General features: G+C 34.9%; 12 protein-coding genes and 1 pseudogene. 6 read left to right on the forward strand and 7 right to left on the reverse strand.

The window, feature by feature from the left end:
• Positions 1-98: 98 nt before the first annotated feature.
• The gene (locus MG292_RS03710) at positions 99-707 is read right to left on the reverse strand and encodes a superoxide dismutase (protein ID WP_264534040.1); all 609 of its coding nucleotides are present in this window, start codon (positions 705-707) and stop codon (positions 99-101) included.
• 178 nt (positions 708-885) lie between these two features.
• Here MG292_RS03710 and MG292_RS03715 point away from each other — a divergent pair, with 178 nt between their 5' ends.
• From MG292_RS03715 to MG292_RS03730, 4 genes are all read left to right on the forward strand, one after another.
• Positions 886-1,890 carry a hypothetical protein gene (locus tag MG292_RS03715; RefSeq protein WP_264534039.1) on the forward strand — a complete coding sequence of 335 codons (1,005 nt, stop codon included), beginning with the start codon at positions 886-888 and terminating at the stop codon, positions 1,888-1,890.
• Positions 1,850-2,293 carry a hypothetical protein gene (locus tag MG292_RS03720; RefSeq protein WP_280158187.1) on the forward strand — a complete coding sequence of 148 codons (444 nt, stop codon included), beginning with the start codon at positions 1,850-1,852 and terminating at the stop codon, positions 2,291-2,293. The genes MG292_RS03715 and MG292_RS03720 overlap by 41 nt, the downstream gene beginning before the upstream one ends.
• A 677-nt stretch (positions 2,294-2,970) precedes the next feature.
• Complete coding sequence (locus MG292_RS03725) at positions 2,971-3,267, forward strand: hypothetical protein (RefSeq protein WP_280158188.1); 297 nt, start codon at positions 2,971-2,973, stop codon at positions 3,265-3,267.
• Between the two features lie 112 nt (positions 3,268-3,379).
• Positions 3,380-3,817, forward strand: a complete 438-nt coding sequence (locus tag MG292_RS03730; RefSeq protein WP_280158190.1) for a hypothetical protein — start codon at positions 3,380-3,382, stop codon at positions 3,815-3,817.
• A gap of 107 nt (positions 3,818-3,924) precedes the next feature.
• On the opposite strand, the gene MG292_RS03735 is transcribed toward MG292_RS03730, so the two are convergent.
• Positions 3,925-4,584 carry a ComF family protein gene (locus MG292_RS03735; protein WP_425287151.1) on the reverse strand — a complete coding sequence of 220 codons (660 nt, stop codon included), beginning with the start codon at positions 4,582-4,584 and terminating at the stop codon, positions 3,925-3,927.
• Positions 4,585-4,741: 157 nt separating this feature from the next.
• Between MG292_RS03735 and MG292_RS03740 the strand changes: the two are divergent.
• Positions 4,742-6,285: pseudogene (locus MG292_RS03740) on the forward strand (glycine--tRNA ligase).
• Positions 6,286-6,369: 84 nt separating this feature from the next.
• Here the strand turns inward: MG292_RS03740 and MG292_RS03745 are convergent.
• The 3 genes from MG292_RS03745 to lepA form a co-directional block, all read right to left on the reverse strand.
• Positions 6,370-6,903 (reverse strand): DUF3575 domain-containing protein, encoded by a 534-nt coding sequence (locus MG292_RS03745; protein WP_264534035.1) that lies wholly within the window; start codon positions 6,901-6,903, stop codon positions 6,370-6,372.
• 63 nt (positions 6,904-6,966) lie between these two features.
• Positions 6,967-8,013, reverse strand: coding sequence for a thiamine-phosphate kinase (thiL, locus tag MG292_RS03750; protein WP_264534034.1), 1,047 nt, complete (start codon positions 8,011-8,013; stop codon positions 6,967-6,969).
• Positions 8,014-8,129: 116 nt separating this feature from the next.
• Positions 8,130-9,926: a translation elongation factor 4 gene (gene lepA / locus MG292_RS03755; RefSeq protein WP_264534033.1), complete on the reverse strand. Its 1,797-nt coding sequence runs from the start codon at positions 9,924-9,926 to the stop codon at positions 8,130-8,132.
• Positions 9,927-10,102: 176 nt separating this feature from the next.
• Here lepA and dusB point away from each other — a divergent pair, with 176 nt between their 5' ends.
• Positions 10,103-11,095, forward strand: coding sequence for a tRNA dihydrouridine synthase DusB (gene dusB, locus MG292_RS03760; RefSeq protein ID WP_264534032.1), 993 nt, complete (start codon positions 10,103-10,105; stop codon positions 11,093-11,095).
• A gap of 6 nt (positions 11,096-11,101) precedes the next feature.
• Here dusB and MG292_RS03765 read toward each other — a convergent pair whose 3' ends face one another.
• Positions 11,102-12,301: an FtsX-like permease family protein gene (locus tag MG292_RS03765; protein ID WP_264534031.1), complete on the reverse strand. Its 1,200-nt coding sequence runs from the start codon at positions 12,299-12,301 to the stop codon at positions 11,102-11,104.
• 1 nt (position 12,302) lies between these two features.
• On the reverse strand, positions 12,303-12,695 hold the full coding sequence (gene rbfA / locus MG292_RS03770) for a 30S ribosome-binding factor RbfA (RefSeq protein ID WP_264534030.1): 393 nt from the start codon (positions 12,693-12,695) through the stop codon (positions 12,303-12,305).
• Between the last annotated feature and the right edge of the window lie 27 nt (positions 12,696-12,722).

The raw sequence follows: 12,722 nt of genomic DNA on the forward strand, positions 1-12,722 counted from the left end.
GTACAAAATAAGATTGCCTTTTCGTTCCTCCTCGCAATGGGAGGCATAAAAAAAACCCGCTGAGGTCATCCGCGGATTTTTAATTTTTATTCGAAAGATTATTTGTCTAGAGCAAAACGTCTATTTACTTCCGTCCAATTGATTACATTAAAGAAAGCTTCGATATAATCTGGTCTTCTGTTTTGGTAGTGCAAATAGTAAGCGTGTTCCCACACATCCATTCCAAGGATTGGCGTTCCGCCACATCCTACACCTGGCATTAAAGGGTTATCTTGATTTGGAGTGCCACAAATGTCTAATTTACCCCCTTTGTGTACACACAACCAAGCCCATCCTGAACCGAATTGTGTAGCGCCCGCTTTAGCAAATTTAGCTTTAAACTCTTCAAAAGAACCGAAAGAAGTTTCGATTGCCTCTAATAATTCGCCTGTTGGTAAACCACCACCATTTGGAGACATTACTGACCAAAATAAATTGTGATTGTAAAAACCACCACCGTTATTGCGAACTGCTGCGTTGGTTTTGTCTAAATTAATCAAAATATTTTCGATTGTCTTTCCTTCTAAATCAGTTCCTGCAATTGCTGCATTCAAGTTAGTAGTATACGCATTGTGGTGTTTTGTATGGTGAATTTCCATAGTGCGTGCGTCAATATGCGGTTCTAACGCATCGTATGCGTAAGGTAATGGTGCTAATTCAAAAGCCATGATATAATTTTTTTAAGTGAAACAAAAAAAGTGAATTCAAAATTAGGGATTTAACTTTTAAATAAGAAATGTAATTGTGTTATAATTTTTATAAAAAAATCTTTCTCTTATTTATTAAAGAGATTAATAATTCTATTTGTAAAAGAAAATGTAAATTTGAATTCTAAAAGATTTGTTTTTGAAAAAAATATTGCCCCTTATTTTTTTTTGTGTATTTCTGTTTTCTTGTCAAAACAAAGATAAACCACGACTTTCATTTTATTATTGGAAAACTAATTTTCAGCTTTCCGAAAAAGAAAATCAAACTCTTTCAGCAAATAAAGTAACAAAAATTTACATTCGTTATTTTGATGTTGATTTGCACCCCGACACTGGTTTTCCGTATCCAGTAAGCCCTATCCATTTTGAGCAGAAAATCAATTCTTTTCAGGTTATTCCTGTAGTTTATATTAAAAATAAGGTTTTTAAATCTTTGGAAATCAATACACGAGATTTAGCCCAAAAAATAGTTGATTTTATTGGTCAAATTAATCGAAAAAATCAAATTTCAACTACTGAAATCCAAATTGATTGTGATTGGACAGAATCGACAAAGGAAAGGTACCTAAGCTTTTTGAAGGAATTGAAAGAGGTGTCCAAGAAAAAATTATCAGCTACTATTCGATTACATCAAGTTAAATATTTTAAGAAAACAGGCATTCCAACTGTTGATTATGGTGTGTTGATGTTTTACAATATGGGAGCAATTGCTCCGAATCCCAAAAATTCTATTTACGATTCAGAAATCGCCCAACGCTACTTGTCGAGTTTGAAAAAGTATCCTTTGAGATTGAATGTGGCTTTGCCTATTTTTTCTTGGGCAATTCATATTCGAAACGAGAAAGTTATAGGGCTGAGAAATAAAATTAACTGGTACGATTTTGAAAAAGACAAGCATTTTATTTCTTTAAAAAACAATTGGTTGGAGGTAGTTTCTTCCAATTTTAAACATGGAGTTTTTTATAGAAAGGGCGATAAATTGAAGCCCGAATCGGTTTCAGATGGGATTCTTTTGCAAATGGCTCAAGAACTAAATGAAAACCTGAGAGTAAAGCCAACGGAAATTATTGTTTACGATTTAGACGAATTTAATTTGAACCATTATGAAGACAACATTTTTGAGAAACTGTGTACTTGTTTTTAGCCTTTGTGGATTGTTTTTTTACGGAATTGTATATGCTTGTGCAGATTATTGGGATTGGGACTACGATGGAAATTCAAGTTTTACTCCAGAAACTTTTGTGGATAAATCGTATTCGCCATTATTTTTTTCTAATTATGAATATTTTTATGGAATTGGATTTGATACGGAGCATGTTACCCGCTTTAATAATGAGGTTTTAGCTGAATGGACTACGTTTTTAAAAGGAAGCTGTCATCCTAAATGGGTACGTTATTTTCTTTTAGAATCCAGTTCAAAAACGGTTAAAGAACTCCGTGTCTATTATGCTACCAATAAAAAAACAACCTTAGTTAACCAATGGGAGAGAAAAGTAAAATTAAACGATCCAAAAACTAAAAGTTTTATACAGTTTTATATTAGCTAGAAATAAAAGTGCTTCAAAAGCGTTCGAAATTCTATTATACAATAAAAATGAAAAAAATATTCAAAATAAATACGAAACAGCGACTGATTCTTTTATGAGAAATAGGTATTGGTTTCAGACAATAAAAGGGTATTATTATAGTCAAAATCTAGAAAAAGCGAAGGCTTTTTTTGAAAAAACAAAGGGAAAACACCAAAAAAATTGTATTACAGAGTTGGAATACCAATCAAAACAAACAAAAACAGTATGCACAATCCATTATTTATTCAGTCAAGTTTTTGATAAATGCCCACCTTTACGAGTAGTTGCTGCTACTTGTTTTCATCCACAAGAACAATCCGATTGGACAAGCTTTTGCATGCTTTGGCATGAAAAGCTAGCTTAGAAAAAAATCTACCATTTAAATCCAAAGAGCGAGCATTTACATTATTTATTAACTCGATTAATCAATATTCAAGAACGTAAATTGGATTTTGATTTAAATAGGAAAAGCATTTTTGAAATTAAAAATAATTGTAAAACAGCAATTGAAGAAGATGCCTATCAATTAATCAACACGATTGCACTGGCAGAGAAAACATCTAAACCGTATTTATAGCATTTAGCAGTGGGTTACCTTCAAACATTGAAAGGCGATTTTGAATTAGCTAAGAATAGTTATAAAAAAACAGAAACAAATGCCTTCTACCCTTTTAGCTAAGAATCAACTACGATTATTACGATTTATGAATCAATGGTTTGCTTTGCAAAACATAACCGTCGAAGATGAGTTAGCTCTTTTGCCAGATTTACAATGGTTATATTTAGAGTGTACTAAAAATGCTCCAAAGGATTTTCGTTTTATGAGAGCAGTTTGCAAATTTATATCAACAGCAAAAATTAATATAGTAATGGCAGAATTATTCCAGCCAAAATCAGGATTTTACCAAGTGCCTTCTCAGCTAGATGAAATCGTTTCTGTCCAAACCAAATAAAACACCATTTGACGTTGGCAACCAAGATATATACTTTTGGCTTATCTGATATTAATGATTTTCAAGCAGTGGAAGCAACTTTTAAAATAAAATTTCAGAAGCAATCCGTTTTATGGAGCAATCTACTACTTATGGTCATTTTTATGGTAATCCATTCAATGGTAGAATACAAGATTGTCATGATTGTGAGCATGCCGAATATCAGAAAGTAAAATATTCAAGGTTAGCATTGCTTCAGATTATGAAAAAGATGCAGGATAATATTGCACAAAATAAAGAGGTTTTTTCCAATGCTCTTTTATTAGGAAATACCTTTTATAACATCACTTATTTTGGTAATGCACGCATTTTTTATGAAGGAAAAATAAATGGGTATGGATTAGATACTTATTCTAGAACAGATTGTTATTGGGCTACATACTATTATAAAAAAGCGTTGGCAGCTGCCATAACAGACGAGCAAAAAGCAAAATGTTACTATTTATTAGCCAAATGTGAGCGTAACGAATTTTATGCTAAAAAATATGAAAAAGCATATACCAAAAAATAGTGATATAAAAAATTAATTTTTTGGCTTGGGATGGGTTTAAAAATTTAAAAAATAAATACAAAAAAACAATATCAAGAAGTGATCAATGAGTGTGGGTATTTTAAAACCTATGTAAATAATTCAAAATAAGCAGAAGGGTTATTACGAATCTGCCATTGCCATACACAAACAATACTAATTTTCGCTCCAGGAATTTTTAACAACGCTTTGGCACAAACTTCTAAGGTAGCCCCAGTGGTAATAACATCATCAATCAAAAGAAAATGTTGGTTGTGGTCCTTTTCAGAGAACGAAACATCAAAAACGGAATCAATTCCTTCGGTTCTGCCCAAACGATTTTTTTGGGATTGGGTTTTGGAATACACTTGCCGAAATAAAATTGTATTATTTACTGGAATATGTAGTGATTTCGCTAATGCATTTCCAAATTCAGTTACTTGATTGTAACCTCTTTCACGTAACTTTTTTGGATGTAAAGGCACGGGAATAATGAAGTCAACGGTTTGGAGCAATTGGTGATTTTTTAATTCTTCGGCATACCATTCGCCTAAAAAGGTGCCAATATCCTCTTGGCCTCGGTATTTCAAACTATGAATTAATTCTTGTACAATTCCTTTTTTATGAAAATACAATAAAGCCGAAACGTGTTCGACAGGGATTCGACCATAAAATTTCTTGAAAGCTTCATTTTCAGGATTCAAATGGTGTTGGGTAAGCGGAATTTCGTGTCGGCAATTGGTGCAAATTACGTTTTCGTTAGTAATCAAAACGGTTTTGCAACCCGCGCAAATAGGCGGGAAAAATAAATGTAGGAGGCTTTTGAACATACGATTTGGGTTAGGAAACATAAAATTAAGAAAATCAAGCATTCAAACTTTAAGTATTTTCTTTTTTTAAGGACACTTTTTATATTTTTGCATCACTATGGCAAAACAAGAAGATTTATTTAAGAATGTCGTTTCGCATGCAAAAGAGTACGGATTTATTTTTCCGTCAAGCGAAATATACGATGGTTTGAGTGCAGTATATGATTATGCACAAAACGGAGTAGAGTTAAAGAAAAATATTCGTGAATATTGGTGGAAATCAATGGTTCAGATGAACGAGAATATTGTTGGATTGGACGCAGCAATTTTGATGCATCCAACGACTTGGAAAGCATCAGGTCACGTTGACGCTTTTAACGACCCATTGATTGACAACAAAGATTCAAAGAAAAGATATCGTGCTGATGTTTTGATTGAGGAGTATGCAGAAAAATTAAATCAAAAAGCCCAAAAAGAAATAGACAAAGCTAAGGAGCGTTTTGGTGCTGCCTTTGATGAAGAGCAGTACAAAACAACTAATCCACGTGTGATAGAGTATTTGTCAAAAAAAACAGCTATTCTAGAGAGAATGGCGCGTTCTTTAGAGACCGAAAATTTAGCCGATGTAAAAGCATTAATTGAAGAGTTAGAAATTGCTTGTCCTGAGTCAGGTTCAAAAAATTGGACAGATGTAAAGCAATTTAACTTAATGTTTGGAACAAAACTCGGAGCGTCAGCAGAAAATGCTATGGATTTATACCTGCGCCCAGAAACTGCTCAAGGAATTTTTGTCAATTTCTTGAACGTTCAAAAATCAGGGCGAATGAAAGTACCTTTCGGGATTGCTCAGACAGGTAAAGCCTTTAGAAACGAAATTGTAGCAAGACAATTCATCTTTCGTATGCGTGAGTTTGAACAAATGGAAATGCAATTTTTTGTACGTCCAGGCGAAGAAATGCAATGGTACGAACATTGGAAAGCTACCCGTTTAAAATGGCATTTATCTTTGGGATTAGGAAAAGATACCGTTTTCACGATCACGAAAAATTAGCACATTATGCTAATGCGGCTGCTGATATTGAATTTGATTTTCCTTTTGGATTCAAAGAATTAGAAGGAATTCACTCGCGTACTGATTTTGATTTGAAAGCACACGAACAATACTCGGGTAGAAAATTACAATATTTTGATGCGGAACTGAACCAAAATTATGTGCCGTATGTAGTAGAAACTTCCGTAGGATTAGACAGAATGTTCTTAGCTGTTTTTGCTACTTCATTAAAAGAAGAAACTTTAGAAGATGGTTCAACACGAACTGTTTTAAGCTTGCCAGCGGTATTGGCGCCAACAAAAGCAGCGATTTTACCATTGGTAAAAAAAGATGGATTACCAGAAATAGCCCAACAAATTATTGCTGATTTGAAATGGGATTTCAATGTGACTTATGATGAGAAAGATGCGGTAGGAAGACGCTACAGAAGACAAGATGCCTTAGGAACCCCTTTCTGTGTCACTGTGGACCATCAAACTGCCGAAGACCAAACGATTACTATACGTCATAGAGATACTATGAAACAAGACCGTGTTAAAATTACCGACTTGAAAGCTATTATTGAGAACGAAGTTTCAATGAAAAATTGGTTAATGAAGATGAACCAGTAAATGTTTGAAGTACGATATTAGATGTACGAAATATCAAGAAGTCCCAAATTTAATTCAGTTTGGGACTTTTTTTGTTCCTATTTTTTAAAATTGATAACCGATACCAATTCCGCCACGGCCTATAAATTCCATGCGGTCTACGTTATCTTCTTTGTAAAAAAGATTTCTACCAAGACCAGCGTTGAGTTCAAATATAACGCCAGATTTAGTAATCCATTTACCTCCAAGAGTAAATCCTAACGCAAAATCATTAACTGTGGCATTTCTTAAAGCTACATAGTTCATGTTCTCTAACGTATAGGCTTTTGTTTTGTAATTGTTAATCATCCCAAAACCCTCTACAAAAAAACCAGACACTTTTTTGTTTCCAAAATAGACGCGATAGTAAGGAGTCAAACTGAATTTTTTATCTAAATCTTTGTCATAAGCGATGAATATACTGGCACCATAACTACTATTGTCATTTAGGTATCTTTCATAGCTACTATCCAAAGCTCCTGCAAGAAGTAAAAAAGCATTTCCCTTTATTTCGTATTTTTTAGAAGTTGCGATTTTTTGGTCTTGGCTAAAACTAAGAAGGAAAGAAAACAGGCAAATTGTAGTGATTAGTTTTTTCATAATTTGGTGAGATTTGAGTGTTAAATAATACAGCTAAAATAGAGAAATATTTGAATAAAACAATTATTCTGTAATGGCATTCCATCCTCTGGCTTTCAATGGGATTTTAGTATTGGCACGGGTAACCAAATGTATGCCTTCGCTTTCTTGTGTCATGTGTCCAATGACAGAAAAGTTTGGATTCCCTTTTATTTTGTCAAAGTCATCCATTTTTATAGTAAACAATAATTCATAATCTTCGCCGCCACTTAAAGCAACGGTAGTACTATCAATATTAAATTCTTCACACACGTTAATAAATTGAGGGTCTAAAGGCAATTTGTCTTCATATAAATTACATCCAACTTTTGATTGTTTGCACAAATGGATAATCTCAGACGACAATCCATCCGAAATATCAATCATGGAAGTAGGTTTGATTTCAAGTGCATGCAATAAAGTACGGACGTCTTTCCGAGCCTCTGGTTTTAATTGGCGTTCAATTAAGTAGGTATAAGCATCCAAATCAGGTTGTGAATTAGGGTTTACTAAAAACACTTGTTTTTCTCTTTCCAAGACTTGTAATCCCATATATGCTGCGCCAATGTCGCCTGTTACTACTAATAAATCGGTCGATTGGGCTCCGTTTCTATAGGTTAATTCGGTGGCATCAGCTTCTCCAATAGCGGTAATAGAAATAATCAATCCCTTTTGTGATGAGGTGGTGTCTCCACCAATTACATCCACTTTATATTCATTAGTAGCCAAAGTGATACCTTCAAATAATTCTTCTAAGGCTTCCAAAGGGAAACGATTGGAAACCGCAATCGAAACTGTGATTTGTGTGGCTTTGGCATTCATGGCACAGATGTCAGATACATTAGTCACGACTGCTTTGTAGCCCAAATGTTTCAAAGGCATATAGGCCAAATCAAAATGAACTCCTTCCACCAACATATCGGTTGAAACCACTACTTTTTTGTCTTTAAAATCTAAGACAGCCGCGTCGTCTCCAATTCCTTTTAGTGTAGAAGGTTGTGTAATTGCAAAGTTTTTGGTCAAGTGATCAATCAATCCGAATTCGCCTAATTGCGAAATGCTGGTGCGTTGTGGGTTTTTATCTTCAATCATGGTAGGATAACAAATTTAAAGCAACAAAGGTACAAAGTTTTTTAGGCATACATCTGTAGAAAAAACAAATCCCAACAACTTTCGTCATTAGGATTTAAATTTATACTTTGTATATTCTAATCGTTCAATTTTAATACCGCCATAAATGCTTCTTGAGGAATCTCTACATTTCCTACTTGACGCATACGTTTCTTCCCTTTTTTCTGTTTTTCCAATAATTTACGCTTACGCGAAATATCCCCTCCGTAACATTTAGCCGTAACGTCTTTACGTAAGGCTTTGATGGTTTCACGCGCAATGATTTTGGCTCCAATTGCTGCTTGAATTGGAATGTCAAACTGCTGTCTCGGAATCAATTCGCGTAATTTTTCGGTCATTTTTTTACCAATATTGTACGCGTTATCTTCATGAATCAAAGCAGAAAGCGCATCTACCGTTTGTGCATTCAGAAGTACATCTAATTTTACCAATTTAGAAGTACGCATTCCAATAGGTGAATAATCAAAAGACGCATATCCTTTAGAAACGGTTTTCAAACGGTCATAAAAATCAAATACAATTTCAGCCAAAGGCATGTCAAAGTTCAATTCGACCCTTTCAGGAGTTAAGTAAGTTTGATTGGTGATTAACCCTCGTTTTTCAATACACAAACTCATTACGTTTCCTACGAAATCAGCTTTGGTAATAATAGTTGCTTTGATAAAAGGTTCTTCTACTCGGTCTAATTTGGAAGGTTCAGGTAAGTCTGATGGATTGTTAACAATAAGCGGTGTTTCTGGATCTTTTTTGGTGTAAGCCAAATAAGAAACGTTAGGTACCGTTGTAATTACAGTCATGTCAAATTCGCGTTCCAAACGTTCTTGGATGATCTCCATGTGCAACATACCTAGGAATCCACAACGGAAACCAAATCCTAAAGCAGCCGAACTTTCTGCCTGAAAAACTAAAGAAGCATCGTTCAATTGTAGTTTTTCCATAGAAGCACGCAAGTCTTCATAATCTTCGGTATCAACGGGATAAATACCAGCAAAAACCATTGGTTTTACATCTTCAAAACCATGAATGGCATTTTGGGTTGGTTCTTTAGCATCAGTGATAGTATCTCCTACTTTTACTTCTTTTGCTTCTTTAATCCCAGAAATTAAATAGCCAACATCTCCTGCCGAAATTACTTGTTTTGGAACTTGATTTAATTTTAGCGTACCAATTTCATCTGCAAAATATTCACTACCCGTAGCCATGAACTTGATTTTTTGCCCTTTTTTAATTTCGCCATTAATCACACGAAAAATAACTTCAATTCCGCGGAAAGGATTGTATACTGAGTCAAAGATTAATGCCTGTAAAGGTTCGTCTTTGTTTCCCTTTGGAGCAGGAATTTTTTCAATAATGGCAGCTAGAATATTTTCTACACCAAAACCTGTTTTTCCTGAAGCGTGAATAATATCTTCTAGTTTACAACCCAATAAATCAATAATATCGTCGCTTACCTCTTCTGGGTTAGCGCTAGGTAAATCTACTTTATTTAAGACTGGAATAATTTCCAAGTCGTTTTCCAAAGCCAAATACAAATTAGAAATGGTTTGTGCCTGAATACTTTGTGCGGCATCAACAATCAACAAAGCGCCTTCACAAGCAGCAATACTTCTTGAAACCTCATACGAAAAATCTACGTGTCCCGGAGTGTCAATCAAGTTCAAGATGTACTCTTCGCCTTTGTAGGTGTATTCCATCTGAATAGCGTGACTTTTAATGGTAATTCCACGTTCGCGCTCCAAGTCCATATTGTCTAACAATTGCGCTTTTTCTTCACGAGCGGTTACGGTTTGGGTTGCGCCAAGTAATCGGTCAGCAAGTGTACTTTTTCCGTGGTCAATATGGGCAATTATGCAAAAATTTCTAATGTGTTTCATTATTCAATCTAAAGTTCATATACAAGAGTCAAATCCTTGTTTAATTTGCAAATATAAACTAAAGTTTTTTATTCTTGTTAGTAGATTCGATCTGATAAGAATAGAAAAGTTCAAAAATCTAAAATCGTTAATCTTGAATCTAAAATCTTATTTTATCTTTGCCAAAAAATAGCACCTTGATTAAGATTGGCAACATAGAATTACCTGATTTTCCTTTACTACTCGCTCCTATGGAAGACGTGAGCGATCCGCCGTTCCGTAGACTGTGTAAAACACACGGAGCCGATATGATGTATTCGGAATTTATTTCTTCAGAAGGGTTAATTCGTGATGCCATCAAGAGTCGTCAAAAATTGGATATTTTCGATTACGAACGCCCTGTTGGGATCCAAATTTTTGGTGGCGATGAAGAAGCAATGGCTTTGTCATCTAAAATTGTTTCGACCGTAAATCCCGATTTGATTGACATTAATTTTGGCTGTCCTGTAAAAAAAGTAGTGAGCAAAGGTGCTGGAGCAGGTGTGTTGAAAGACGTCGATTTAATGGTGCGTTTGACCAAAGCGGTTATTGATAGTACCAATTTACCTGTAACGGTAAAAACCCGTTTGGGCTGGGACGAAAGTTCGATCAATATTGATGAGGTAGCAGAGCGTTTGCAAGATATTGGGGTGCAAGCTTTGTCAATTCATGCACGAACCCGTGCGCAAATGTATAAGGGTCATTCCGATTGGACTCACATTGCTCGTGTGAAAAATAATCCTCGAATTACAATGCCGATTTTTGGAAACGGCGATATCGATTCGCCTGAAAAAGCCTTACATTATAAAAATGAATACGGTATTGATGGTATTATGATTGGTCGCGCTGCTATTGGGTATCCTTGGATTTTCAACGAAATCAAACATTACTTTAAAACCGGCGAACATTTGCCAACACCAACTGTTATTGACCGAGTAGAAGCGGCTCGAAACCACTTAATTTGGTCCATGGAATGGAAAGGTGAACGTTTGGGAATTGTAGAAATGCGACGTCATTATACGAATTATTTCAAAGGTATTCATTCGTTCAAAGACTATAAACAAAAATTAGTTACAACTGATGATATAGACGATTTGTTTGGCGTGATGAAAGAGATTGAAGAAGTGTATGCGGGTTATGAGTTTGTGTAAATAATTTTATCCCAACAACTTCTTACTCACCCGGCTACTCGCAATTAACGAAGCGATAAAACCAAGCGAAATAATTGTTCCCAACACAATCAAAACATTTTCTAGGGTAAAAACTACTGGATAGGCCAGTGTAGGTGTAATCATAATTAACTGAAATTGTTGTTGCAAAACCACAATTCCAATTCCTAAAATCAACCCAATTCCTCCACCAAAAACACTTAACAAAGTACCTTGAAGCAAGAATATTTTGCGTAAATCTTTGATTTCGACACCCAAGTTGAATAGGGTTTTCAAATTGCCTTTTTTGTCCAAAATCATCATGATGAGTGCACCAATTAAATTGAAAAGTGCCACCACAATGACCAAAGTAAAAATTAAGTAGACTGCGATGTTTTCGGTATTCAACATTTTATAAAGCGATTCGTTCAGTTGCGCTCTGTTTTTTACCGTGATCGTATTTTTGAAAATCGTTTGCAATTGTTCGATAATGGCTTTTTCGTTGGCTCCTTTCTGAATTTTGATTTCCAATCCCGACACTTGATTGGGTTGAAATTCTAACAATTCTTGGGCAAGACCCAAATCAGCAAAAACATATTTGGAATCCAAATCTTCGTTGATGGTATAAATTCCAATGGGCAATAAATCGGATTGATTGAAGGCTTGTTCGGGATTTTCTATAGCACCTTTGCCAGGTTTTGGAACAAAAACTTGTAACGGTCTGTTGAAGTCCAACAATCCCATCGAGAATTTTTGAGCAATGCCGTAACCCACCACCACTTGATTAGTATTTGGAGCAAGCCATTGTCCGTTAAAAAGATTTTTTTCAATCGGGTTGACTTTCGTAAACAAAGAGTCAATTCCTTTTAAATAAGTCACTTCTTGTTTGCCATCAAAGGTAAAAAGTACCCGCTCTTCAATAATTTTGGAATAGGAAACGAGTCCGTCAATTTGTTTGATTTGGCGCTCTTGTTCGGGCGTAATCACAAGCGATTTCCCTAAAGTTGAGTTGAGTTTTAAATCGGGGTCTATCGCATTGGTAAACGAAAGACTAAATTCTTTCAATCCACTAAAAACGGATAACACCACAAAAAGTGCCAGTGCGCCAATAATAATTCCCATACTAGCAATACGATTAATGATGTTAATAGCATTGTTTTTGCTAGCGCTAATGCTGTATCGTTTGGCTATATAAAAAGGGAAATTCAATTTAAAATTGTCTTCGTTTGTCTAAAAGATCTCGATTTTCAATTGGGTTTTCTGGGTTAGTCAACGCTTTGTCAATTTTTTCGATGTAGTCCAAAGAATCGTCCATAAAGAAAACTAAATTAGGTACTTTGCGCAATTGCAAACGCACGCGTTGCGATAAATCATGTTTAATCAAAGTAGAATTGGATTTGATGGCCACCAGGGTTTCTTGCGCTTTTTCCTGAGGGAAAATGCTTAAATACACTGTAGCAATAGATAAATCAGATGTTACCGCTACTTTAGATACGGAAATAATCAAATTAGTTATTCCATTTTTTCTCACTTCACCTTGCAGGATATCTACCAAATCTTTTTGGATTACCCCACCAATTTTTTTCTGTCTATTTGTTTCCATGTTGCAAAAATACTACTTTTAAACTTT

The sequence above is a fragment of the Flavobacterium keumense genome, from assembly GCF_029866485.1.
GTDB lineage: Bacteria > Bacteroidota > Bacteroidia > Flavobacteriales > Flavobacteriaceae > Flavobacterium > Flavobacterium keumense.